This window comes from Lyngbya aestuarii BL J, assembly GCF_000478195.2.
GTDB lineage: Bacteria > Cyanobacteriota > Cyanobacteriia > Cyanobacteriales > Microcoleaceae > Capilliphycus > Capilliphycus aestuarii.
In genome coordinates, this window is record NZ_AUZM01000074.1 from 1 (window position 1) to 26727 (window position 26727).

Genomic DNA, 26727 nt, shown 5'->3' on the forward strand with positions numbered 1-26727 from the left:
AGTTTGCGAGAAACATTAACCACAAATCCTAATTGGCAAATTCAAGAAGTTTATTTTACCAATTTGGGTGAAGATCTGGTTTTATGATGTTTATGACCTCAACTGTTGCCATCGATTTCTTAAGTAGAGAAAGACGGGAAATTGGTAAGCTTCTGCAATCAGCCACAAGACTAAAAATAGATGAGATAAAAATGCGATAACTGTCCAAAAAATTGGAAACCAAGCCGAAAATCCACCCGAAATTGGAGGAAACAGAAAAGCAGAGAGTCCAATCAAAGTTGGAGGTAACAAGATGAGTAACAATGCTGCTAACCAATAAACCCAACTAATTTCGAGGTTGCCAATATGTTCTCCTTTCCAGTTTTGACCATTCCATCGCCAAGTAATAGAAGGTTCCCGATCTGCCATTTTCAGGAGTTGTCTTTCTGGATGAATGGTAAAAATGTGACGACAGACATCACAACCAAATGCGTCCATTAAAGCAATATTAGAAAGATCACCACAGCGACACACTGGACAGGGGTAGGTTTCTTGATAGCTTAATGGATTTTCCTTTTCTTTGAACATAGACATAGATTAATCCTGTATTGACTCAATCCCAAATATTTTCTCGATTTTTTAATACTTTCTTTAGATTGTGAGTAGGCAAGTTGTGATTCGACGATCTTTGATTGAGTTCACCCGTTTGCACTGACTTTTAGTTAATTTAACACAACTGTTCCGGGCTAGGGGTTTGAGATCGGAAGTTGACAGCTTGACGATTTTCGTATCATTAGTTACAGCCTCTAGACTCAGCCTCCCTCTATTGTCATATATAATACTTGAAAATTCCATAAAACTCTGTTGTGATCGGGGATGAATACGTTTAAAGTTTCGTCACTTTCGATCAAATCGCATCTGTGAATTTTTTTGATCGGCTAAAAAAAATAGATCAAACTGACAAAAGTTCTGGTAAAGTATTAGTTAACCTTTTAACAAAGAGGGAATGATCACTCAGCAGTGTACTGTGTTTGGTTAGTCATTATGATGATGTATTCTGAAAAGCAAATCACAGAACAATCAAAAACTAACTGCACTGAGACACACCTTTTCTGAACTGATCAATAGATTTGACAACTCTCAATTCAAATGACTTTGTTGTGACAGCAATAGGGACAAAAGCCAGTGCGATTTGATTCCTACGAACCCGGGGATTTCTACGATGAAATGTTTATCGCCAAAGGGGAACCTCGCCTTGAGGCCAAACTGCTAATTGAACGGATTAATTCTCTTTCTCCAGGGGAGCTAACCCTGCGACAGCAAGCCGCTCAAGCCGCTTTGATTAAGCTCGGAGCTACATTTAATGTTTATGGAGATCATCAAGGGACTGAACGGGTATTTCCCTTTGATATTGTACCTCGAATTGTCTCAGCTTCCGAATGGAACTGGTTAGAAAAAGGACTCAAACAACGAATTCATGCTTTGAACTTGTTCATTGCTGATATTTACAGTGAGCAAAAAATTATCAAAGATGGCATTATGCCGGCAGATTTAATTCAGTCTTCTAAAGGATTTCTAAAGCCTTGTATGGGATTAAAACCCCCGCAAGAAATTTGGTGTCATATTACCGGAACTGATTTAGTTCGCGATCGCGATGGACAATGGTATGTACTCGAAGATAATCTTCGTTGTCCTTCGGGGATTTCTTATGTACTCGAAAATCGCCGCGTGATGAAAAGTACATTTCCGCAAATTTTTGCGACATTAGGAATTCAACCCGTTGATGAATATGCGAGTCATTTATTAGAAACTTTACTCAATCTTGCGCCTTCCCATATTGCTGATCCAACGGTTGTCGTTTTAACCCCCGGAATTTATAATTCAGCTTACTTTGAACATTCATTTTTAGCCCAACAAATGGGTGTAGAATTAGTCGAAGGGCGAGATTTAGTGGTGGTGGATGGTTATGTACAGATGCGAACCACCAAAGGCTTAAAACGCATTGATGTCATTTATCGTCGGATTGATGATAATTTTATTGATCCATTAGCGTTTAATTCCGAATCTTTACTCGGAATTCCGGGTTTAATGGAGGTTTATAGTCAAGGGCGAGTAGCGTTAGCGAATGCGTTAGGATCGGGGGTTGCAGATGATAAAGTCATCTATGCCTATGTTCCTCAAATGATCCGCTATTATCTCGACGAAGATCAAATCTTACCCAATGTTCCGACTTATTTATGTTGGGAAAAGCAACAACTTGATTATGTCTTAGCTAACCTCGATAAATTAGTCGTGAAAGCCGCCAATGAAGCGGGCGGTTATGGAATGTTAGTCGGTACAGAGTCAACTGCCGAAGAACGTCAAGAATTTGCGGAAAAAATCAAAGCCAATCCTCGCAATTATATCGCTCAACCCACCTTATCTTTATCCCGTGTTCCGACGCTATTAGAAGACAAATTTGAAGGCTGTCATGTAGATTTACGACCTTATATTTTGTATGGTCAAGATATTTATGTTCATCCCGGTGGCTTAACCAGAGTCGCTCTAAAAAAAGGCTCTTTAGTCGTTAATTCTTCTCAGGGTGGAGGGAGTAAAGATACTTGGGTTTTAAAAGATTAAAAACAAGAATATTAGTGTAAAATCAAGTCAAAATAGCTTATGTTAAGTCGTGTTGCAAATTCAATTTATTGGCTTAATCGTTATGTAGAACGAGCCGAAAATATTGCCCGATTTGTTGAAGTTAATCGCAATTTATTGCTAGATTCACCTTTAGGACTCGAACAACAATGGCAGCCTTTTGTGTTAATTACAGGAGATTTACCCCTCTTTCAAGAACGGTATGGAGAAGCAACGGCTGAAAATGTGATTCAGTTTCTTACTTTTGATGCAGAATATCCGAACTCAATTCTTTCCTGTTTAAAAGCAGCCCGAGAAAATGCCCGTTCAATTCGAGAAGTCATTTCTTCAGAAATGTGGGAACAAGTCAACGAATTTTATATGATGGTTCGGGATGCAGCCAAAGGACAAAATCTCTGTGATTTACCCGAATTTTTCTATAAAGTAAAACTGAATGGACATCTATTTGCCGGGATTATGGATGCTACCATGTCTCACAACGAAGGTTGGCATTTTGGTAATATTGGACGGTTGTTAGAACGGGCGGATAAAGCCTCTCGAATTTTAGATGTTAAATATTATATTCTCTTGCCTTCTGTCGAAGATGTGGGAACGACTCTCGATGAAATTCAATGGATAGCTTTATTAAAATCAACCAGTGCTTATGAGATGTACCGAAAACGTCAAAAACGTCATCAAATTACACCCTATGGTGTCGTTGAATTTTTTGTCTTAGATCGAGAGTTTCCTCGTTCTATCCAATACTGTTTGATCCACGCCGAACAATCTCTACATCAAATTACAGGAAGTTTATCTGGAACCTGGCAAAACTCCTCAGAACGAGAATTAGGACGATTACGGGCTGAATTAGACTATATGACGATTGATGATATTACTGACAGAGGATTGCATCAATTTCTCGATGATTTGCAACGGAGAATCAATCTGATTGGAGATAAAATGTTTGAAACCTTTTTTGCTTTAGAACCGATTCCTAATCAAATCACAATTAGTTCTCGACAAACAATTTTGACTCCTTAAATCGGAGAAAATAGAATCAGGTATTACAGAGACATCAATCGATGGATTACAATATCACTCACACCACAACTTACACTTACACTCAAGCGGTTGATTTGACTCCTCATATTGTTTGCTTGCGTCCTCGTTCTGATGCCTTTCAAACCTTACACTCTTTTTTGATTGAAGTTTTTCCTGAACCCGTTGGTCAATCTAGTATTGTGGATTTAGGTGGAAATGACATCATCAAACTCTGGTTTAAACAACAAACTGAAAAACTGAGTATTAAAGTTAGTTCTCATGTCCAAACTCACTGTACCAATCCTTTTAACTATTTGTTGGAACCTTGGGCTTTAGAACTTCCCATTACAGATTATCCAGTTTCGATGTTTGCTCATCTTCAGCCCTATTTACAATCGGATTTAGCTGATCCTATTATTGCTCAACTGGCTCAAGAAATTTGGCAAAGTTCTAATGCAGAGATTATTGCCTTTTTAAATATTCTCAATCAACGAATTTATCAAACCTGTCAACATATGTTTCGAGAAACAGGCGCACCGCTTCCCCCTGGAGTAACATGGACACAACAATTTGGATCTTGTCGAGACTTAGCTGTTGTTTTTATCGCTGCTTGTCGGGCGGTAGGTATTGCTTCCCGGTTCGTGAGTGGGTATCGTGAAGGGGATTTATCTCCTCAAGAACAACACCTTCATGCTTGGGCGGAAGTCTATTTACCGGGTGCAGGTTGGCGAGGTTATGATCCGACTGAAGGGCTAGCCGTTAGCGATCGCCATATTGCTTTAGTTGCTACTGCTGTTCCTCGTCATGCGGCACCGATTACCGGAAACTTTCAGGGTGCTGAGGCAAAGTCTATGATGAATTATACACTGTCAATTGAAAAAAAATAATGTCAAAAAATCAATGAAACCCAATTATGCGTTAACCTTTTTGCAGCCATTGCTGATTTTTTCCTCGCCAATATCGCGCTTGATCGGATGTAAAATTTTGGCAATAGCCTGAACTCAGGAGGCACATGAGGGTTGATAATCCGAGCGGGTTACTCCCCTTATTTGATCGAAGATTTCCCGGATTGATCCTGAACTTTTCTATCTTTTTTCATCCGTACTGAGAACAGAAGTCCTGAACTCCTGAACTTATCCCTATCGACTTTTGGGACAAAATCCGTCAAACTAATAGTAGAACATCCCCTAGTTATCTTGTAGATCGGAAGGTGAATCCATGATGAAAACCGTTTTAGTCGTTGAAGACAACCCCATCAACTGGAAAGTATTTGAGCGCATCCTCACTAAACGAGGAGGATTAATCGCCAAACACACAGAAGATGTCGAAACGGTAATGGAATTAGCTCAATCCAAACAAGCTGATCTAATTTTGATGGATATTGCATTAGCAAATAGTTATTATCAAGGTCAAGCCGTTGACGGGATTCAAATTCCCCAGATGTTGAAAGCGAACCCCGAAACCGCAAATCTACCCATTATCCTCGTCACCGCCAATGGAGGCGCTCATGATCGAGAATATTTCCTCAACAAAAGTGGCGCAGATGGCTATATTCCCAAGCCTGTGATCGATCATAAAGCATTCGTTGAAGAAATCAAGGCTAAACTTTCAGCCCAGGGAATGCCGGAAATGATCGCCGCGAGTTAACTGATGAATCTTCGGGTTAACCTAAATTGAGAAGCTTTTTTCGAGGTGAGTACAGGATACAAACCAGAACCGCTCGTGAGTCACTAAACGCTTATACTAAGCACAATCTTGAGAAGAAATCTGTTGGGCTGTTTTACGAACTAAAATTGCCGCTTCTGAGGTAGATTTTCCAGAAATATCTACAGGATAGACTGAGCCTTGACGCTTTTGTAGGTCATAAGTATAAGTTTTGTCATAGTAACGCAAGATTAAATCCAGCGCTTCAGTGAGTTTCTCTTGTTCTATAAAATTAATGGCTTCTTGAGTCGCTAACCCCCCTAAGTGTTTGCGAATTCGTTCTGTTGCTTGAATCAACTCTTTTCGATTTGCAGTTCCATAAAGTTCAACCAACAGTGAAAGTCGTTCTTCGCGAGTTCGCTGAATTTCAATCACAGGTGCAGGTTCCATTTGCTGAAAAACCTCTTGAGGAACCCGACAAATTCCGATTCGTTTACTCTCTGCTTCGATCCAAACCGATTGATGACGTTGCAATTGTAACCATTGTACCGTGATCAAGTTCCAGAATTGTTCGTTTGTCGGTTGAGGGGGTTGACCCAAAGCCCCATAACTACTTCCGCGATGATTCGCCAAATCTTCTAAATCGAGGGTTTGTTCTCCTAACGTCGCTAAAGCATAGAGAATCTCTGTTTTACCTGTTCCCGTCATTCCCCCCAAAATTATTATTTTTTGAGGAACTGCAAACAAAGAACGTCCCCAACGGCGAAAGGCTTTGTATCCTCCCTGGAGAAGAAAAACCTGAAATCCCGCCATTTCCAACGCCCAAGCCACTCCACTACTTCGCATTCCTCCCCGCCAGCAATATATTCGTACAGAACTCTCTGCGGCTAAAACTCTAGCTTGAGCGATAAAATCGGCAAATTTTGGGCCAGCGATCTTCATCCCTAACTCAACAGCATGATTGCGTCCTTGTTGTTTGTAGCAAATTCCGACTTGGGCGCGTTCTTCGTCAGAAAACAAGGGAAAACTGATCGCCCCTGGAATATGTCCTTGAGTATATTCGGCAGGACTGCGAACATCAAGGATGACGCCCGGAGATCGAAAAAATTCGTCAGGATTAACAGAGTTTGACATAAGCTGCGGTGAGTTGAGATCAATATCATGCCTCAACTTTTAGGATTTGACCTCCTCACCCCTATCTTTAAAGATTATAGATCTTCAACTGTTAATAGTCTCTAGATCATTTTTGAGACTCGTGATTCCTCCTCTTAAATCTTCAAAAATTCGAGCAGCTTGTCAGCTTTATGGCGGGGTATTAACACCCCATGCCGAGTATACTTTGGACGGTTCCCTCTTGAGGCTGAGGTTGGGGAGTATTCGGGAATTGATCGGCAAACTTCATCGGTATTTGACACGAATGAGTGCGAAAGCGATTTAAGATCGTGCTGATTTTAACGCAATCTGACAAATTTGGCATTTCTTGCTTACAGTTTGAGCAGTACCAATACACTTGGGAATGACGAATGTGACGGAGCATATTGGTGGAGCAGCAGGGACAATTATTCATGGCTAATATTATTGAAGTTTAAACGACGCAATTTATGGACTTTGTTTTTACTATTAATGAGGGGCTTTATCAATTAAGTTTCCGAATGAAATACAGCGTTCACTTGATCTTCCGAGCTTTTTGATGAATGAAAATGTCATACTCTTTGAACAAATCCCTATTTTTGTCTCAATCTAGAAAATAGAGCCAGTTCACTCAAGCTGTTATCGTTCTCCCAGACTAGCAATCAGAGGGAATCAGTTGATCGGAAACTTAATCATTGAAAAATGGCCTGGATTGACCTCATAATACTTTAAAAAAAATTAAAGTTTGTATCAAATCATACGATTTACTTTAATTTTGTTCGTAGATGTTATTGCAAAATCTAGACTTTTATTGTAAAAGCTTTTCTTTTGTACCAAGACGATTAACCAATTCCCCCTAGTTCTGGATATTCAGTGGAGTTAGGTGCTGAACTTCAGTAACGAAAATTACCAATGAGCCTCTATAGAAGGGGTTTACTGAACATTTACATCTCAGTCTCCACAAATTACTAAATCTTTATAAAATTCTCTTGTCAAACTCAATAAAAGTTAACTATTCTGGGATTAAGAAACATTACTAACCAATGCTAGAAAGAGTTTACATTTCTCAAAATATAGCCGTCAGCAATCAGTTGGAGATAGGATAATGGTTCCTAGCTTTAAGTTTTGTTAGGAATTATTTCTAAATGTCATAGCTTGTTGTTGCCTAAAGATTCAAAAAAATAGATGAAAATTACAATTTTACTTTTAATAACTGCGGCAAGTATAATAATTTCAATAAACAAGATCAATCAATATTTTCGACCTTACGTTCCTATTCGCCTCAGACTTCTCAGGTTAGTTCTCAATCCCGTTAGATGACTCTGCTTGATCAACTCTTATTTTGGGGATTGGTGCTGCCCTGCTCTTGTTTGAAGTTATTGATTCACAGAGGTTTTAGTCCGGCTAAGGTTAAACAATCCCCGCCAAAGCTTCACCGGGTTAAGGGAATTTCTAGAGGTACAGTTGGAGTACAAAAGATGAATTAAAACATTCAATCTCTGACTCTTTATTCCCGAAAAGAATCTTCATTATCAGCTAAAATTTGTAAGCGAATTCTGCCCTCTCGACTGTCTCCAAGCTGAACTTCTAAAACTTGACCTGCAAGTTGTTCTAAACAGGAAAGCAGCGATCGCAAATGGGGGGTACTTGCACCAGTATCGACATAAAGCCGATCGGCTAAACTCCCAACCCGCTTCCAGGTACTATGAAGTTTGACGATCGCTTGTTCGAGTTGAGTGGCTTGTTTAACGAGATCTGCGGCTGTGTTCAAACAACCGACTCGCAATGCTTCTTCTAACGCCATTTCCACATCAACAGAAGATTGATTGATCGCCTGGACTTGAGCCGCAGCATCAAGATATTTAGATAAATTTTTGGCTTCTGAAGTCAGATTTTTAATGGTATCGACATCTGGACTGGCAGAAACTTCTCGACGAATTTCAGTAATATGAGACTCGGGTAATTTTTCCATTTCCCGGACTAGAGGAGCCAGATAACGAGTCGGCATCACTCCGGCTTGAGCTTTTTCTCGCACTTCTTCTGGTAGTAGATCAGAACTCATTGCAGTCCATTCATCAGACATCTGACGCACCTGACGGCGAGTAATGCGATCGCCATTGCAAGCAGCATCTGAGATCATTTGTTGGACTTGTGGGGAAGATTTTGCCGTCTCAACAAAGGCTCGTTTACTGAAGTTGTTGATCGAGTCTGGGTTTAACTGACCTTGAGCGAGGAGTGTGTCGGCACTGTTTGCCAGTTCAATTAAAGCATAGGCTTGACTTTTGCTGATTTCCCGGTCTTTCAGCCAGTTGAGAAATCCTGTTCCCCGTCCTTCACCCCCTCGTTTTTCACGATCGCGTACTGCTCGCAAAATTCGACCCCGCCAAATTTCGGTTTGCAAATCAAAGCGATCGCAAACTTTCCAGGCGACATCGATCTGTCGTTCAAAGTCGGGTTCGGCTATTTCATCATCTTCAGGATCGGGGAGTTCAAACTTTAGATCAGTTAGCTCTTGCAGAACTTCAGCTAACTCATTGGGCGATTGGGGAATATCAGCCATCAGGACTCCGCAGCGTTGGATCATTGCCGGATTATTATTACACGATTCGACCCCGCTACCAACTCCGGTTTGTCGGTTATGTCTATTGCTCAAGTTATTTTTTGCTTTTTCCTGCCAAGGATTGCACAAATGAGAAATCTTGTGCTACATTAATAAATCGTATGGCGGGCGTAGCCAAGTGGTTAAGGCAGTGGATTGTGGTTCCACCATTCGTGGGTTCGAGTCCCATCGTTCGCCCTGTACTGTCATGCCTTACTAACACTAGGTTTGACACTGATGATTAAACCAACATAGCGATAAACTTACCTAAAATCTACCTAAATCAAGCATATTTCACACTCATATCAACTGACCATCAAGTCTGTTATATTGATTTATTCATCTACAAGCCTATAACGGGCTGTTCTGTCAAACCCTCACTTTTACCCATAACCTGAACTTTCAAGCCTACCAATGTCGCTCTATCTGTCAAGGTCAAGCCTACGGTGCTACGCAACCTTGACATCTATCGCTTGCCATTGGTGTCTTGAGTTTGTCAGGTTTAGGGGGAAGGTGTGTTAGGGGATTACCCACAGCAGTAGACGAGCTTGGTTGGTTTTATTTTTTTCACCAGTCATGTCTACAGCCTCAATTTAGACTCGTCATTGGTACCGATAATGTGACTGCTAACTGAGAACCTACCCATTGTGTTACCTCTTGATTTTTGGCTATAGCCTGGTAAAAAAAACAGATTTTACACTCAAAGTCAGGTTTTAACTGCGATATCGTTTAGGCGCTCTTTTGAAAATCGACTAATTCTGTATTTTTGACCTTAGATTCTGTTTTTTCTCAGATACCCGTTGTTACATCTCTCTAACAGTTGATGGCCCTAAACAGACTAAACCCCTACAAATTGTGTGTTGTAAGGGTTACGGGTTCTATATAGATAAATGTATATAGATTGTGTATATAGATTGGGTTAAGTGGTGATGGATGAGGAGATGTTAAAGGGGTTAGTAGCACCCAAGTTTGAATTAAAAATCAAATAAAGTAATCGTTGCCTATCTAGAGAATGAAAATGCCCTAATATTAGAGCATTTCTTAGTTCTGTCTACACCTACTGTCTACAGTGTCTACACTGCTGTCTACAAGTGTCAACAAAATGTAGACAGTAGACTTTGTAATCTTGCTACGGTATTATAGGAGTTACGGCATAGTTACGCCGTAAATACGCCGTAAATATAGACGTAAATATACCCGTAGTTAATAACGACACTACGGGCTTAGGCAACTTTAAGGAATAAACCAATGGTATCTGACAATGAAGATTTGTTCAATGATGTCAAGGATATTAAGCGTCTTTCCCACAAGGCTATAGATATGCTCGAAGAAGCCAAGCGCAAAGACAAAGACAAAGCTGAGGTTGAACCAGACTTAGATGAGGACGGAAACATGATAACTGTTCATTGGAGTAAGCTACAAACTAACCCTTATTCGGCTCATAAGCTTTTTGGGGATGCAATCAAGAGTGAGTCAGGAGTACGCAGATTGGCAAAATGTAAATTGAAAGGTGAAGCTAAAAAAAACAGTGTTGCTCCATCAAAAATGAGACAAGTTATTTTCGATAAAACTTGGGCGATAGCAAAGACAGTGCTTCAGCTAGAAGGTTTGTTGAGTAGCTTTACTGAGGATGAATTTATTAAGTTTATGAAAGAGGTCTACGAACATTATCACAGTAAAAAAAAATAACGTTTAATTCTTACAGGAGTTGTTTTATCTTGTTTGTAGAACAACTCCTAGTAGAGTAGAGTAGAGTAAGTAATAATAATAATAATAATAATAATAATAAATAAATAAATAAATAAAAAGTAACTGACAATATCAGTTACCTTACCTTACTTCTTTTAATCTCTATCAGATTGCAGTAGCTACAAAAGCACTAGCAAGCTCAGTGAAAGGTTCTATAACAGTTCGCGCTGGTATGTTAACAAACCTTCGAGAACCCACAAACCTAAAACCTTGATTTAAAGGGTTTTTCAATCCCCTGATCCGGTGTTCCCTAAGATTGCAAACTAAGTCTCGCCGGAAACCGCCGGGCCGCAAGGCAAGCGCTGTTCCCTGTTCCCGCCCGCGTTGCGCCATAGCTTTGATACTACCCTTACCAAGTCTACGTGACCTTTCTTGTGTGAATAAATGACAATTGGAGCCATTGCCTTTAGTCCCAACGATTCACCCTGTAACGTATATTGTTTTAGGTTGTGCATCTGTTGTCTGACAAAACCTGACTCACTCCAAAATTCCTCACGGGTTAAATTCTCACGTCTTCTCAACTCCCTGATAATGTCAAGCCAATTTTCAACCTTTTGAGACTCAGTTTTGATAATCTCTATCAGTTCATCGTCTTCACATTTAACCGTCGTTTTACCGTTAACTACTATCGTTTCTTTGCCGTAGTAATAACGAACATAATTAGCGTCATAACGGACTGGCTGATAATAATCACCTTGTTGTTTGTGTTCAAGAAACACCTTGAAAAAACGCTGGTTTGTTACCATCTCAATTGAAGGAACTAAACGCTTGTATCCATCTTTGCGGCAATAACGAAATTCACTCCAATGCTTTAATGAGAGTGTAGGGATATTCAGTGTAATGTCCATGATTCTATATTTTGATGTATCGTTAAGAGTTGCCTAAGTCTTGAATAGACTTAATTAATGAACGTGCTGACTTGTCTTTATAGCCAGGTGAATGATTAAGTCTTGGTAATGTATCAGACAACCATTTTTCTAGATGTATACACCTGTCTACAGGGGTGTCTACAGAAGCATCACAATCATTCGTTTGAACGAAAGATTCTAGTCTTTGTTCAATCTCTGTTAAGCGTTCATTCAAGCGAGATTCTAATTCGTTTAACTGATGCTCATTTTTCGGCGTGTCTACAGATGTGTCTACAGTGTTAACACCAGAGTTGAGGGCCAACAGTAGCAGTCTCTTAGCTGCAAGATTGAGAGACTCCTCTGGTAAACACTGAGACTTAATCCATTCCAGGTCATCACCAGACAAGCGAAAACTAATTAATTCAGTTGCCATTATTATTGCCCTCTTTTGTGATGTGCATAGAGGGAAAACAGACAGCTTTTAAGAAAGTTGAAACGACTGTTCTAGAGCCTGATAAAAGCCCTATAATTGATTTGTTCATTGATACTGACTTATCAGTGGACAAGCTTGGTAGGTGTTGGTAGCACCTATCAGGCATTAAGAAAATAGTAGGTTTATTAAAATACTAATGTCAAGCTTTATAAGTTATCTTAATATGACTAAAACATCAATTAATTTACAATAATTTCTAACACTTGTCAAGTACCCTATAAGATATTTTAATACCTTGATTGTCTAATATTAGAACTGACTTTTAAATCAACTTGTCGTATTTCAGCGACAGTAGGTATTGCAGCCATTTTTGTAAATAGACCTCAACTTATCAATTACTCTAAAGGGTAAGTACCTGCAAAATTCCACCCTTGTACAGTAAGGGTTTCAGGGTTTGTTAACCTCTTAAAAATTTGATTTTTAATTCAAACTTGGGTGCTACTAACCCCTTTAACATCTCCTCATCCATCACCACTTAACCCAATCTATTAACTCCCACATCCAATCATATATATCTAATCATATATATGATTCACAACAGACTAACCATGACAACCAAAGTGATGACCGAATGGGGTGAAGTCGATAAAACTCGTAACCCTTACAGGATATAGCTTGTAGGGGTTTAGTTTGTCTAGGGCTATCAACTGTTAGAGAGATGTAACAACAGAGAAATCAAAAAAACAGAATTAAGTCACGAGATAACAGAATTAGTCGATTTTCATTTTTGTTCCAAAACGATATCGCAGTTAAAACCTGACTTTGAGTGTAAAATCTGTTTTTTTTACCAGGCTATAGCCAAAAATCAAGAGGTAACACAATGAGTAGGTTCTCAGTTAGCAGTCACATTATCGGTACCAATGACGAGTCTAAATTGAGGCTGTAGACATGACTGGTGAAAAAAATAAAACCAACCAAGCTCGTCTACTGCTGTGGGTAATCCCCTAACACACCTTCCCCCTAAACCTGACAAAACTCTAAGCACTACAGGCAAGCGATAGATGTCAAGGTTGCGTAGCACCGTAGGCTTGACCTTGACAGATAGAGCGACATTGGTAGGCTTGAAAGTTCAGGTTATGGGTAAAAGTGAGGGTTTGACAGGATGACAGTGTTGTGATGGTTGATTAGTGAATCAATATAACAGAGTTGATGGTCAGTTGATATGAGTGTGAAATATGCTTGTTTTAGGTAGATTTTAGGTAAGTTTATTGCTTTGTTGGTTTAATTATCCTCTCAAATGTAGTTGTAGCAAGTGTTATAACTCAAGCGGGTGATGGGACTCGAACCGCATAGCCATAAAAAATGAGGTTACAACGAGTACGCTGTAAACCCCACCTAATCTACCGAATTTTTAAAAGTCTTACTTAATTCTGGTTACTTTGTCGCTACCCTGTAGATTCTGAATTATCTCTTTTAGGTTCATATTCTCCCGTTGAGAGAAAGCTAACAACTCTTTCAGTCTAGCGTTCTCAGCTTTTAGCCGTTCATTATCATTCCTTAGTTGTTCTACCCCGTTGATATCTCTTGTCAGCAGGTCTAAGCTAGCGTCAATAGTCTTATGCTTGTTGTAACGCTCGTTCATTGCCTTAGAGTGACCTAGAGTTAAAGCCCTTTGGTCATCTGTTAAACCCGATAGAGTACCGTGTAAATTAGCTAAATGTCGAAGTGCATGAGTTTGACTGAAGCCTAGTCCGCATTGAGTTACCCATCGTCTTAACTTTTGCCCTAATTTTTGAATATAAGCTTGTTTGATGGTTTGTGGTTTGGACGTGCTCTTAGGGTTTAATGTCGGTAAAGAGATGTCAGAATTTTTGATGTCTAACATTTCAATCAAATTAGGGTAGTCAGGATGTACCATTGGACGCGCTAAACGACCTTTAGTTTTGATGGTTATTTTGTGAATATTGCCACTGTCGTCTATGACCTCAAAGCAGTCATTTAACACCAAAATATTGTCTTTATTGCTTGGGTCATACAGAGCCGGAATAACACGCTTGCCAACGGTTACGGGTTTATCAAGGTTAGCAATGGCTTTGAATTCTTGACCTCGAAAACCATAGATTAAATTGATTGATAAAGCTTTAAACCATTGTTGTCTTGACTCAATACTGTTCATTTGAAGTTTTGTCAAAGTGTAACCACCGAGTCCTAGTATTCGATTTCTGAAATCAAAAAACAAATTAATGTCTATCTCTTGTACCTCTATTTTTTCTGTGACTTCTATTTTTCCGTAGTGTTCTACCCATTTCTGGACTTCGCTGTGTTGTCTCGTTTCTCTCAATAATTTGCATATAGCAGCGTTAGCATTTTTGTAACCTTTACGCCCCTTGAGATGACCCCAAATGTTGTCAAATTGAGTTATCAAGACTGTAGCGTTACAGATTTTTGATTTGTCTAACCTTTTGTAAAATACTCCATAGGTACTATCCCAATTAGCCTCTGTGTTTGCCTCGAACCCTTTCTCATTACGTTTTAAATTTCGTTTGTCAGTCGCTTCGATGTATCGTTTTTTCCAAAGTTTAACCGCATCCTCAATAGTTATTAAGTCATTTTTAATTTGACTTTTTTCTTCAATTTATTGACTGTACCATTGCCAAAAATCAGACTCATTCTCAAATTCCTTAAGCTTGTCAGCAACCTTGAAAGATTTGATTAAAGCATTGATTAACCCATCTTTACTGAATATCTCGTTACACGGGTTATCCTTGTCCGCTCTTGGATGACTCGCAGTCTTAAACCTCAGATATAGTCGATTAGATTTTTTAGCACTATAAGAAATACTTACACCTTTAGGGGTTGACTTTTTACATCCTGTGAGATATACCTGCAATAACTCAAAGCTCACAAGCTTACTTGTGTCTATACCGTTTGATAAAAACCATTGGTTAAGGGTATCCAATGCTAGAACGCTATAATCCTTGTTCATTTCTACCTATTTTCTACCTAAAGTTCGCATTCGGTAGATTAGGTTGGGGTTTACGACGCTTCGTTGTGACCCCGTTTTTTATGGCTATGCGGTTCGAGTCCCATCGTTCGCCCTGTGTCGAGTATCAAATTATATTTCGTTAGTAACGAATTAATTTCGTTTTAGCTAGGATTTATGGCTGTTTTCACAAATTAATGCGTGTTGTAACAGATTAATTTCGTTTAACCTCCGAGATCTATCGATCACAAATTAATTTCGCCAAACCCAAAATCAAAAAATACACTTTAGGCAATCCACTGCCTTAACCTTTCAACTCTCCTTAATGTTGATTATAAATGCTATAGCCACTTTTCGGCTTTAACAATCGTGGGCAAGAGTGATGAAACAGCCAGACTCTCCCCGCCTACCAGGGGACAACAACAGCTTTTCAACTCAAACCTAGCGCAAAAGGGCTTATGAAACCTGTCGAGTATCAAATTATATTTCGTTTTCCCAACTTGGCTGCGGCTTCCCTGACTCTCTCTCCTCGAAGGAATGTGGGTTTGTAGCAAATATTTAAGTATTTAATATTACATAAATAAAGACGAAAGAGCATTTTTTATCTCTCCCGTCTACTGTTTGATTAGATTGTCACATCTTCAGAATCTAGAACGCTAAATTCTAAAAATTTAGAGTTTAATGTCCGATACCGATATATTGGAATCCAGCTTCTTCTAACTGTTTGCGATCTAAATAGTTCCGGCCATCAATCAGCATTGCTGAGTGCATTGACTTCGCCATCTTCGAGTAATTTAAGTTCTTAAACTGTTCCCAATCGGTAATCAAAACTAACGCATCGCAACCATCAGCCAACAGTTCCGGATCAGTTTCAACAATCACATTAGACAAACCATGACGCATTCCCGTTTGAGAAATAATGGGGTCATAGGCTTTAACTTTTGCACCCAAACGATTCAGTTGTTCAATAATATTTAAAGCGGGAGCATCTCGCAAGTCATCGGTATCAGGTTTGAATGTTAACCCCAATAATCCAATCGTTTTACCCTTGAGAATTTTGAGCATTTGTTGGAGCTTTTCAACCGCCATTAACCGTTGACGATTGTTCACTTCAACTGCTGCTTTCAACAACTGCGCTTCATAATTGTAGTCATCAGCAGTATGAATTAACGCAGAAACATCCTTCGGGAAACAAGAACCCCCCCAACCAATTCCAGCTTCTAAGAACTTCTTCCCAATTCGAGAGTCTAAACCAATCCCCAATGAAACCTGTTTAACATCTGCTCCGACGCGATCGCAAATGTTGGCAATTTCATTAATGAAGCTGATTTTAGTTGCTAAGAAAGAATTTGCTGCGTATTTCACCATCTCTGCTGAACTGAGATCGGTAACGACAACCGGAACCGGAGGTAAAGTCGGATCATCTGCACACTTGCGCTCAATAATCGGAGTGTATAGCTGTTGCATCATATCGAGTGCTTTTTTGTTATTGCTCCCCAAAACAATCCGATCGGGGTTGAAGGTATCAAAAATCGCAGAACCCTCTCGCAAAAATTCTGGGTTACTCACCACATCAAATGCAACTTCTACATCTTTTTTGGCTCCTTCTTGATTTTGTCGTTCTGCAACTCCATCAAGAACAATCATCCGCACCCAGTCACCCGAACCAATCGGTACAGTTGATTTATTGACAATAACTTTGTAACCTGTGGTTAGATGAGAACCAATTCCACGAGCCACCGCTTCGACATAACGAGTATCACTATCACCCGTCGGTAAAGCCGGAGTTCCAACTGCAATAAAGAGAATATCCCCGTGATTGACCCCTGCACCCAAATCTGAAGTAAAGGATAACCGTCCTTCCTCCATATTCTTTTTCATCAATTCTGATAAACCCGGTTCATAAATCGGTGACTGTCCGGATTTCATCAATTTGACTTTTTCTTCGTTATTATCTACGCAGAGTACATCGTGACCACTATGAGCAAGGCACACTCCAGTCACTAAGCCGACATATCCCGTACCAATCACACAAACTTGCATAATAATGATATCCTCATGCTATAAACGAAACAAAAAAACGAGAATTACTAGATGAGAGGGGTTGTGTACCCATCATCATCGCATTAGGATTCAAAGGGTATTACAGCCTACTGAATCCTGTTTCCATTCTATTGATGTTTTGACTGTTCCTCTAAAATTCGTTGGCGGAAGTCTGAAATGGTTAGCTTTAAGCCATCTTCTAGGGGAACAGTTGCTTCCCAATTGAGGTAGGTTTTTGCCTTCGTGATGTCTGGTTGTCGCTGTCTCGGGTCATCTTGAGGGAGGGGTTTATATTGAATCTCCGCATCGGGATTAACCATCTGCTGAATCTTTTGCGCTAATTGGAGGATGGTATATTCACTCGGATTTCCTAAATTCACCGGGCCAATATAATCCCCATTCATCAGACGCATTAACCCATCTACCAAGTTAGACACATAGCAAAAGCTGCGAGTTTGTGAACCATCTCCATAGACCGTTAACGGAATTCCTTGCAAAGCTTGTACGACAAAATTACTCACCACTCGACCATCGTTTTCTAACATCCGAGGCCCATAAGTATTAAAAATTCGAGCGACTCGAATATCAACTCCATTTTGACGATGATAGTCAAAGGCTAGAGTCTCCGCCACTCGTTTTCCTTCATCGTAACAACTGCGAATCCCAATCGGATTAACATTTCCCCGATAGTCTTCAGTTTGGGGATGTACATCAGGATCGCCATACACTTCGGAGGTTGAAGCCAACAAAAATCGCGCTTTGATTCGTTTGGCCAACCCCAACATATTCATCGTTCCCAAGACATTAGTTTTAATCGTCTTGACGGGGTTGTACTGATAATGAACTGGGGAAGCCGGACAAGCCAAATGATAAATCTGATCCGCTTCTATCCGAATTGGTTCTGTGATATCATGCCGTATCAGTTCAAAATAAGGGTTCCCAAACCATTTAACGAGGTTTCGCTTCGTACCTGTGAAGAAATTATCCAGGCAAACCACCTCCTGACCTTGTTCCATTAGACGATCAATGAGGTGTGAACCGATGAAACCTGCTCCGCCTGTTACTAAAATTCTCATTGTTGCACTTACCACGCAAACGTAGAGGGTAATTCCATAGTACAAAAATCTGGCTTCAAATCCAAATTTGCAAAAGTTGATCTCTCTGGTTTACCCGATTGACTAGATGTAATGCTTCAAGCCCTGACTCAATCAAAATCCAAGTTGGTCAACTTTTAAGGGATAAATTCAAAAAAATGCAACCCAATACTATCGCATCACATTTATATTGTGTTGTCAATGGCAGCAGGGAACCGGAAACAATAACTCGGTCAACCTTCGTGAAATGATTATGGGTAGGTGCAATTAATAAAATTCCCCAATCAGCAGGATTACTGATCACTTCACGGTCAACTGTTCAGGTAGATCTACGATTCTTGATTTAATCGTAAGACCGCCATAAATGCTTCTTGAGGAACATCAACAGATCCTAGAGATTTCATCCGTTTTTTCCCTTTTGCTTGTTTGGCGAGTAATTTCTTCTTCCGACTAATATCTCCCCCGTAACACTTCGCCAAAACATCTTTTCGTAACGCCGGAATATGTTCACTGGCAATGATTTTAGAACCAATCGCCGCCTGTAATGGAACTTTAAACTGATGGCGAGGAATCAACTCTTTTAACTTCTCCACCATGCTTCGACCCACCCCATAAGCCTTGTCTCGGTGAACAATCATCGATAGAGAATCAACCGGATCGGCATTGATCATCAGATCCAACTTCACCAAAGGATTCGCCCGATAGCCAATCAAATGATACTCCATACTGGCATAACCCCGAGAGCGAGACTTCATCTGATCAAAGAAATCTGTGACCACTTCGGCGAGGGGAACTTCATAGACTAATGTTGTACGTCCGAGCGTCAAATATTTCATATCTTTGAAATCACCCCGACGAGTTTGACCTAAATCCATCAATGTTCCCACATATTCTTCGGGGGTAATCATTTCAACTCGTACATAGGGTTCTTCTATTTTCTCGCGGAGGTTAGGTTCCGGTAAATTTGTGGGGTTATCAATCATTAATACTTCCCCTTTTAACGTCGTTACCTGATAAACAACTGAGGGTGAAGTTACAATTAAATCTAAATTATATTCTCGTTCGAGACGCTCCTGCACAATTTCCATATGCAGCAACCCCAAAAATCCACAACGAAACCCAAATCCCATTGCGGTCGAGGTTTCTGGTTCATAAGATAGGGCAGAATCATTCAGCTTGAGTTTATCGAGGGCCTCGCGTAAGTCAGGAAATTGATCGGAATCGGTTGGGAATAAACCACAAAATACCATCGGTTTTGCTTCTTTATAACCCGGTAACGGTTCTTCTGCCGCATCTTTGGCTAGGGTAATCGTATCTCCAACTCGGGCATCTTCAACGGCTTTAATGGCTGCGGCTACATACCCAACTTCCCCTGCGTGGAGTTCATCAACGGGCTTTTGAGTCGGACATAATATCCCAATTTCATCAATCTCATATTCTTTTTTAGAAGCCATTAACCGAATGCGATCGCCTTTTTTGAGCGTTCCATCCATGACTCGAAAATAGACAATTACTCCGCGATAACTATCGTAATAACTATCAAAAATTAACGCCCTTAACTTTTGCGAAACTGTATCTTCAGGTGGAGGAACTAATTTAACAATTGACTCTAAGATCTCATTGATACCAATTCCTTCTTTGGCGGAAGCGAGGATGGCATCAGAACAGTCTAAACCAATGATTTCTTCGATTTCTTCCTTGACTCGATCCGGTTCGGCTCCGGGTAAATCTATTTTATTTAAAACGGGGATAATTTCTAAATTATTTTCTAGAGCCAGATAGACATTTGCCAGGGTTTGAGCCTCGACTCCTTGAGACGCATCAACAACTAATAATGCTCCTTCACAAGCCGCCAGACTCCGGGAAACTTCATAGGAAAAATCCACATGACCGGGAGTATCAATCAGATTTAAGACGTACTGATTACCATCTTTGGCTGTATAATCCATACGAGCCGCTTGCAACTTAATGGTAATGCCGCGCTCTCTTTCCAAGTCCATCGAATCTAGAAATTGCTCCTTCATTTCCCGTTGTGCGACTGTCCCTGTATCTTGCAACAGGCGATCGGCTAAAGTGGACTTGCCATGATCAATGTGAGCAATAATTGAGAAGTTGCGAATTCGAGAAACAGGAACGTTTGTCATAGGGATTTTTCCACTACTGGGAGAGATGAATGATGATTGATGGCAAGATCAGGAGAGCTAAACTTAATTTAACGTATTTTAACAAAACTTAGCCGGCCCGTCGTCCATCTTCATACAACTTTTTTGTTCATGGCTTTGATGAACTTAACTTCTTGAGATGTCACAACTAAAGGTTGACAGTTCACCTTGGGAGTTATGACTGCTGTTCTAACTCGGCTTTCATACGTTCGAGTGTTGTGTTCATCTGAGAGAACATTTGATCGGGAGTGATGCCAAATTGACCGAGTTGAGTCTTCAACTGTTCCATCGTCATCTGAGCCATAAAATCTTCTGAGAGTTCAAAGCGCTTCATAAACACGCGGTAACGATCCATGATCGACTCCATCTGTGCAATGAACAGTTTTTTGCCTTCGCGATCAAACTTCCCGTAATCACCACCCAGTTGAATTAAGGATTGATAATCTTCAAATAACTGTTTGGCTTCTTGCTGAACGATCTCTGAGTCAAAGAATCCCATAGCTACTCTTTATTTTACTAAACTGCTATCATTTAAACTCAGGAATTCCCTAAGTTTTTGTATTATTCTAACAGTCAAGATCGACAGTCTTCACACTTTTGTCAGTCGCAATTCCCGTACTTAGGACTCAAGGATAAACTGAGGGAAGTCAGAGATTATTCCTCTACAGGATTTATTTTCGGGGATTTGACTAGACTTTTCCCCAGCGATCAATCGGCCAAAAGCGAAAAGCAGCATGACCAATGATATTTTCTTGGGGAAGAAACCCCCAAATATGAGAGTCATTACTATCATTGCGGTTATCCCCCATGACAAAATAATGATCAGCCGGAACATTCTCAGGCCCCCAATTATAAGCAGGAGGTTCGGCGATATAGTCTTCTTCTAGGGGTTGATTATCGATATAAACGACCCCGTTTCGCACCGCCACCGTTTGACCGGGTTGGGCGATAATCCGTTTAATAAAGGCTTGCTGAGTTGAATAGCCCTGTACTTGTAACGGCTTGGGAGGGCTGAAGACGATAATTTCTCCGGCTTTGGGGGAATGAAGGTGATAAGACACCTTTTCAACCACTAAGCGATCGCCAATTTCTAGGGTCGGTATCATCGAATCTGAGGGAATGTAGCGGGGTTCAGCCACAAACATTCGGATCAAGACCGATAATACCAGAGCGATCGCCAAAATTAAAAAATTTTCCCCCTGCTCACTCCAGATTTTCTTCCATCCAGTTTGTGGGGTCGCGGTTTGACTTTCCTTTGGCGGTGAGGGCATTTCCATCTATTGAAACTAACGAATTGAACTGCAATTGATCACATTTTAGAGTGAAATTTTCTAGGGTTAGCGATCAATGATGAAAGCGTATTCCCAAAAAGATATCGTAAATAAAACCTCGGAAATCTTTTCCTTGTAGTAACCCCAACGATTGAGGCGATCCCTTAGAATCGAGTAAAGGTTTCATTTTCTCATAGGCAGGCTTGTATTGATACCAGGGAATAGACGGCCACAAATGATGAATGAGATGATAATTCTGACCTAATATTAAAAGGTTGAGAATTGCACTCGGGTAAACTCTGGCATTCTTCCAGCGATTACGTTCTTCAAAGGGACGATGAGGTAAATAATCAAAAAATAACCCTAAGGCTAGACCGACAACCAATGCGGGTGAGAACCAATAATTGAGGATGTAATCTGTAAAGCCATAATGGATTGAACAGCCAACAATGCTAAATACAAACAACCGACTCAAAAACCATTCTAAAAGCTCATATTTTCGCCACAGTCGTCGTTTGAAGAAAAACACCTCATGGTAAAAGAAACGAGCAGCGATTAACCACAAAGGCCCACCTGTGGAAACAAAATGATCAGGGTCATTGTCTGGATCATTAACATGAGCATGATGTTGTATGTGAACCCGTGTAAATACTGGAAAGGCAAAACCTAGCATGAGCGCACTTCCATGTCCCAAGATGGCATTAACAATCCGATGACGATGGGCTGAATTATGAGAAGCATCGTGAATGACTGTTCCTGCCAAGTGCAGAGCAAGCACGTTAATGAAAAAACAACACCAACCGACCCAGTTCCAACACCAATATCCGATTACGGAAGTCGTTACTAAACCTACTGAACCTAAAAACATCAGTAGCGTTACATTGAAGCCCCCCTCAGGGATAAGAAACTCCTTGGGAGCCGTCAGTGCCTTCCCGGCCTCCGACATTACTTTTCGCACTCCTTATTCTGTCACACCACTGTATTTTATGAGACAAAGCCACAAACTGTAAAGTTTCGTGACAAATATGAATCTCATCTTAACCTGTTGAAAACCAACTTTAAATTTACCCGAAGAAGGAGAAAAATTCCATGTCCTCTCGTTTAAAGTCTCAGTCTCACCTCTGTTCCAATGTACACCGAATCCTCAGTTTGTCCGTGAGTGTTTTGATTTTATTGGGTTTTGGTTCATCAGCCCAAGCCAGACCCAACTGGACAGGAGGAGGTCGTACACCGGGATGGTTCCCTCAACAAAATGATGATCGCCGTGATATCCGAGTTCCGGCACCAGAAACGAACGACACAGAAACAGAACTTCCTCAAGACCAAAGTTCTCCTGCCCCAGACTCAACTGTCAATTCTCCAATTCCGGTCGAGGAAATTGAAACCGAAACCGCAACTGAACCTCGGTTTAGATGTGAGGTGATTGGCGGAGAGTATACCGTCATGTATTACCCCGTTACTCAAGACAATCAAGGTTTTGCTTGGGCTGTTCCTGGTGAAATGGGAGGCGGTTGGACACCGGATCGTCGTTGTAACGAAATTAGTAGCCGTCTAGAGTCCTATCGACCCGATGGACTATATGAATTGCTTACCGGGGTTGAAAACGGCTATAACGTCATCTGTGCGACGACCGAAGATGTGCCAAGCTGTCGAATTGTATTAACAGTACCGACCGAAGAAAACCCGCAATTGGTACGCGATCGCATTTTCCAAAACCTGGTTGTTGCCGATAGCGGTACCGCCACCCAAGCCGTATATACCCTCACCGATGAAAACAGTACAGGTGATATTATTCAAGGAATATTCCGAGGGGGTACGGGTGGCAACTCCACTCAACGGAATCGCTCCCGAGGTATTAACCTCAAACCCTTTCTTGCCCCAGAAGATCGAGGAACTGGCACCCAATTACAATCACCCAATTACAATCAATAACATGAAGTGCGGTGAGTGCAGCCCAAACTTGTGACCCTGCGGTTCTCGGCAAGACTGAGTTTGTCAGAGCGTGAACAGTCAAAAGTCAAAAGTGAAAAAATTGAGAACGGTGTGCGGTGTATTACTCAAACACACTGACAAACACACTGATAACTGTAAACTGAAAAAACTCTCGCGGCGAAGTTGCTAAGATTGCAAACTTTGCAATGATCGCGAACTTCGCGCTGGTCACTGAATAACTGATAACTGTTCACTGAATAAAGATGCACCGAACCAAAATTGTCGCCACTATTGGCCCTGCCACCGCACAGCCAGATGTTCTACGCGCCTTGATCGAAGCAGGTGCTACCACCCTCCGACTCAACTTTTCTCATGGTACCCATGAAGATCACCAACGTAGTATTCGGATGATTCGGCAAATTTCCTTTGAACTGAATCAACCCGTTGGCATTCTTCAAGATCTTCAAGGCCCAAAAATTCGTTTAGGTCAATTTGAAAACGGTTCTATTGTCCTCAAGCGAGACGATCCCTTCATTCTCACGTCACGTCAGTTACCGGGAACCCAAGAAATCTCCTCTGTTACCTACGAACCTCTAGCTGACGAAGTTCCTGAAGGTGCAGATATTTTGCTCGATGATGGCAAAGTTGAAATGAAGGTCGAAAAAATTGACCGCAAAGCCAAAGAACTTCACTGTCGGGTTGTCGTTGGTGGGCCGCTCTCCAATAGCAAAGGCGTTAATTTTCCGGGTGTTTATTTATCGATTAAAGCTTTAACAGACAAAGATCGTAAGGATTTGATGTTCGGCCTCGATCAAGGGGTTGATTGGGTCGCCCTCAGCTTTGTACGAAATCCTCAAGATATTTTAGAAATCAAAGAACTGATCGCCAGCGCCGGCAAAAATGTTCCTGTGGTTGCCAAAATCGAGAAACATGAAGCGATAGAACAAATGGAGGAAATCCTTACCCTCTGTAATGGTGTGATGGTCGCTCGGGGCGATTTAGGGGTGGAACTCCCGGCTGAAGATGTTCCGATCTTACAAAAACGGTTAATTGTGACGGCGAACCGGATTGGAATTCCGGTGATTACGGCCACTCAAATGTTAGACAGTATGGTGGGCAATCCCCGGCCAACTCGGGCTGAGATTTCTGATGTTGCCAACGCGATTTTAGATGGTACTGATGCAGTCATGCTTTCTAATGAAACGGCGGTGGGTAAATATCCGGTCGAAGCGGTAGCTACAATGGCTCGAATTGCTCGCCGGATTGAAAAAGAAGGAATTACCCGCCATATTTCTACTGTTGCGGATACTGGGCGCTCTGTTCCCAATGCGATTTCGGCGGCGGTTGCTCAAATTGCTCACCAACTGGATGCGGGGGCGATTATGACGTTAACAAAAACAGGGGCAACGGCTCGAAATGTTTCTAAGTTTCGCCCTGCAACTCCCATTTTAGCCGTGACGCCTCACGTGGAGGTGGCCAGACAGTTGAGTTTGGTTTGGGGAGTTAAGCCGTTATTAGTTTTGGATTTGTCTTCGACGGATCAAACGTTTCAGTCAGCGGTGAATGTCGCTCGGGAAAATCATTTACTTTCTGATGGGGATTTGGTGGTGACAACAGCGGGTACTCTCCAAGGGGTTCCCGGTTCGACGGATTTGGTCAAAGTGGAAGTGGTTAATGCTTTGCTTGGCAAAGGGACGGCTGTGGGTCAAGGTTCGGTCACAGGACGGGCAAAAGTTGCACAAGAGGCGTCGCAACTGAGTGATTTTAGTTCGGGTGATATTTTGGTTGTTCATCAAACTAATGCGGAGTTTGTTGAGGTGATTCGTAAAGCTTCGGGTATTGTCACCGAAGTTGACAGTTTAACGTCTCATGCGGCGGTGATTGGCTTGCGTTTGGGTATTCCGGTGATTATCGGGGTGAAGAATGCAACAGAGGTGATTCGCAATGGCACAATTTTAACGTTGGATATGCAACGGGGTTCGGTGTATTCGGGGGCGACGAGAGGGTAAATCAGAGAACAGAAAATAGGGAACAGAGGATAGGGGACAGTCAAAAGAACGGATAACGGGTCCACTGTAAACTGTCTCCCCACTCCTGAACTCCTGTACGCGAAGTGATGGTGTACAGGGTATTTCTCAGCAAAAAAATACACCCTAACGTTAATCGTAGAGTGTATCGAAGCCTTGCACTTCGGAGCATTTAGATCCATCCACTCTTACATATGTCTCAACAAGCGGGACTTATGCAATTACCGCAGAAATTAGTCATCGGTACTCCAGATACAACTTCCGTGTCCGAGAGACTTTTGGCCCTAAAAACCTAACTCCTCAATTTCTCCACGTCTAAATTCTGAAACTTGACCCAACTTTTTCACATTTCAACGGTTGATAGAGAGGGGAAATAACAGTCTTGATTTATTAGATTTTCATTGATAAACTCAAGGAGTTGATTCAAATTTTGATTTAATAATAAGTATTTCATCCTAAATTCGATTGAGGAGGATGCAGTATACCGGATCGGTATCAGGTTGATTTTGTATAAAATTACACATTTTGACTATTTAGATTTATGAATTAAAGCTTTCTCTTAACCTTAAGTCAAGAAAAATTGAGTAAGATAGATATATAAATTTAGAATAAGATTAAATTGACTGCCAGATTTAATAATTGAATCAATCAAAGTTTGAATCTCAACTTTTAATTGATAATAAATTGATAAAGTTTAAAAATAAAAACCGAAAAAATACATCATTTTTTTTGATACATCATTTTTGACTAAAAGTATGTTTTTTTTATTTCAGCGTCTTAAACGAACTTGGTTAAATTCCCATTGGTTATCAATATTAGTGGGATTGAACTTTAGCGTCATCGCAATTTTTCTGGGGCGACAAGTTCAGATGCGTGAACACAACTATCTTCAGAAATTCATTCAATCAGATTTTCAGGGGATAGAAGCCGCTTTTACCAATCAGTTTAACCATAAAATATCTTCCCTCAACCGCATGGGAAATCGCTGGATACTTTGGGGAGAAAAAAAAAAAAATCTATGGCAAACAGACACTTACAGTTATTTAGATTCTAATCCTTATATCCTCGCTCTTGGACGGATTAATCCAAACTCTCAGGTGCAATGGGTGATTCCCACGATAGAAACTCAAAATATCACACGTTCACATCAGGAGATCAAACGTTCTCAAAAACGG

At 40.8% G+C, this 26727-nt stretch carries 21 protein-coding genes and 1 tRNA gene; 9 read left to right on the top strand and 13 right to left on the bottom strand.

The genetic code is table 11. From position 1 onward, the window contains the following. Positions 1 to 90: 90 nt before the first annotated feature. Positions 91 to 573, bottom strand: coding sequence for a hypothetical protein (locus tag M595_RS22540; RefSeq protein WP_040484526.1), 483 nt, complete (start codon positions 571 to 573; stop codon positions 91 to 93). A 591-nt stretch (positions 574 to 1164) separates the two neighbouring features. Here M595_RS22540 and M595_RS22545 point away from each other — a divergent pair. From M595_RS22545 to M595_RS22560, 4 genes are all read left to right on the top strand, one after another. Next, positions 1165 to 2598, top strand: a complete 1434-nt coding sequence (locus tag M595_RS22545; RefSeq protein ID WP_023068814.1) for a circularly permuted type 2 ATP-grasp protein — start codon at positions 1165 to 1167, stop codon at positions 2596 to 2598. Positions 2599 to 2637: 39 nt separating this feature from the next. Next, positions 2638 to 3636 carry an alpha-E domain-containing protein gene (locus M595_RS22550; RefSeq protein ID WP_023068816.1) on the top strand — a complete coding sequence of 333 codons (999 nt, stop codon included), beginning with the start codon at positions 2638 to 2640 and terminating at the stop codon, positions 3634 to 3636. A 41-nt stretch (positions 3637 to 3677) separates the two neighbouring features. Beyond that, positions 3678 to 4523 (top strand): transglutaminase family protein, encoded by an 846-nt coding sequence (locus tag M595_RS22555; protein ID WP_023068803.1) that lies wholly within the window; start codon positions 3678 to 3680, stop codon positions 4521 to 4523. 334 nt (positions 4524 to 4857) lie between these two features. Then, the gene (locus tag M595_RS22560; protein ID WP_023068810.1) at positions 4858 to 5283 is read left to right on the top strand and encodes a response regulator; all 426 of its coding nucleotides are present in this window, start codon (positions 4858 to 4860) and stop codon (positions 5281 to 5283) included. 96 nt (positions 5284 to 5379) lie between these two features. On the opposite strand, the gene mnmH is transcribed toward M595_RS22560, so the two are convergent. From mnmH to M595_RS22570, 3 genes are all read right to left on the bottom strand, one after another. Beyond that, entirely contained in the window at positions 5380 to 6414 is a 1035-nt protein-coding gene (gene mnmH / locus M595_RS22565; protein WP_023068821.1) for a tRNA 2-selenouridine(34) synthase MnmH, read from the bottom strand. Between the two features lie 181 nt (positions 6415 to 6595). Continuing rightward, the gene (locus M595_RS31610; protein WP_071809972.1) at positions 6596 to 6847 is read right to left on the bottom strand and encodes a hypothetical protein; all 252 of its coding nucleotides are present in this window, start codon (positions 6845 to 6847) and stop codon (positions 6596 to 6598) included. 1071 nt (positions 6848 to 7918) lie between these two features. Further along, positions 7919 to 8971, bottom strand: a complete 1053-nt coding sequence (locus M595_RS22570) for a hypothetical protein (protein ID WP_023068808.1) — start codon at positions 8969 to 8971, stop codon at positions 7919 to 7921. Positions 8972 to 9135: 164 nt separating this feature from the next. On the opposite strand from M595_RS22570, the gene M595_RS22575 reads away from it, so the two are divergent. Both M595_RS22575 and M595_RS22580 read left to right on the top strand, forming a co-directional pair. Further along, positions 9136 to 9208: transfer RNA gene (locus M595_RS22575), tRNA-His, on the top strand. A 1050-nt stretch (positions 9209 to 10258) separates the two neighbouring features. Continuing rightward, complete coding sequence (locus M595_RS22580) at positions 10259 to 10699, top strand: hypothetical protein (protein WP_023068809.1); 441 nt, start codon at positions 10259 to 10261, stop codon at positions 10697 to 10699. Positions 10700 to 11022: 323 nt separating this feature from the next. Here M595_RS22580 and M595_RS22585 read toward each other — a convergent pair whose 3' ends face one another. The 9 genes from M595_RS22585 to crtR form a co-directional block, all read right to left on the bottom strand. Then, positions 11023 to 11607 carry a hypothetical protein gene (locus tag M595_RS22585; RefSeq protein ID WP_023068818.1) on the bottom strand — a complete coding sequence of 195 codons (585 nt, stop codon included), beginning with the start codon at positions 11605 to 11607 and terminating at the stop codon, positions 11023 to 11025. A gap of 22 nt (positions 11608 to 11629) precedes the next feature. Then, entirely contained in the window at positions 11630 to 12040 is a 411-nt protein-coding gene (locus M595_RS22590; protein ID WP_023068813.1) for a hypothetical protein, read from the bottom strand. A 1420-nt stretch (positions 12041 to 13460) separates the two neighbouring features. Then, on the bottom strand, positions 13461 to 14465 hold the full coding sequence (locus M595_RS22595) for a hypothetical protein (RefSeq protein ID WP_023068807.1): 1005 nt from the start codon (positions 14463 to 14465) through the stop codon (positions 13461 to 13463). A gap of 1236 nt (positions 14466 to 15701) precedes the next feature. Beyond that, entirely contained in the window at positions 15702 to 17066 is a 1365-nt protein-coding gene (locus M595_RS22605; protein WP_023068804.1) for a UDP-glucose dehydrogenase family protein, read from the bottom strand. Positions 17067 to 17194: 128 nt separating this feature from the next. Continuing rightward, a complete protein-coding gene (locus M595_RS22610) occupies positions 17195 to 18142 on the bottom strand; it encodes a UDP-glucuronic acid decarboxylase family protein (protein ID WP_023068806.1) in 948 nt (315 codons plus the stop codon). 347 nt (positions 18143 to 18489) lie between these two features. After that, complete coding sequence (gene lepA, locus M595_RS22615; RefSeq protein ID WP_023068820.1) at positions 18490 to 20304, bottom strand: translation elongation factor 4; 1815 nt, start codon at positions 20302 to 20304, stop codon at positions 18490 to 18492. 193 nt (positions 20305 to 20497) lie between these two features. After that, positions 20498 to 20821: a DUF1825 family protein gene (locus tag M595_RS22620; protein WP_023068824.1), complete on the bottom strand. Its 324-nt coding sequence runs from the start codon at positions 20819 to 20821 to the stop codon at positions 20498 to 20500. Between the two features lie 190 nt (positions 20822 to 21011). Continuing rightward, on the bottom strand, positions 21012 to 21599 hold the full coding sequence (gene lepB, locus M595_RS22625; RefSeq protein WP_040484528.1) for a signal peptidase I: 588 nt from the start codon (positions 21597 to 21599) through the stop codon (positions 21012 to 21014). A 67-nt stretch (positions 21600 to 21666) separates the two neighbouring features. Further along, positions 21667 to 22539, bottom strand: a complete 873-nt coding sequence (gene crtR, locus M595_RS22630) for a beta-carotene hydroxylase (protein WP_040484529.1) — start codon at positions 22537 to 22539, stop codon at positions 21667 to 21669. Positions 22540 to 22682: 143 nt separating this feature from the next. On the opposite strand from crtR, the gene M595_RS22635 reads away from it, so the two are divergent. The 3 genes from M595_RS22635 to M595_RS22645 all read left to right on the top strand — a co-directional run. Next, positions 22683 to 23525, top strand: a complete 843-nt coding sequence (locus M595_RS22635; RefSeq protein ID WP_023068815.1) for a COP23 domain-containing protein — start codon at positions 22683 to 22685, stop codon at positions 23523 to 23525. Between the two features lie 263 nt (positions 23526 to 23788). Beyond that, the gene (gene pyk / locus M595_RS22640; RefSeq protein WP_023068805.1) at positions 23789 to 25534 is read left to right on the top strand and encodes a pyruvate kinase; all 1746 of its coding nucleotides are present in this window, start codon (positions 23789 to 23791) and stop codon (positions 25532 to 25534) included. 773 nt (positions 25535 to 26307) lie between these two features. Further along, positions 26308 to 26727, top strand: a 420-nt coding sequence (locus M595_RS22645) for a multi-sensor hybrid histidine kinase (RefSeq protein ID WP_023068823.1), incomplete at its 3' end; no start/stop codon positions are given.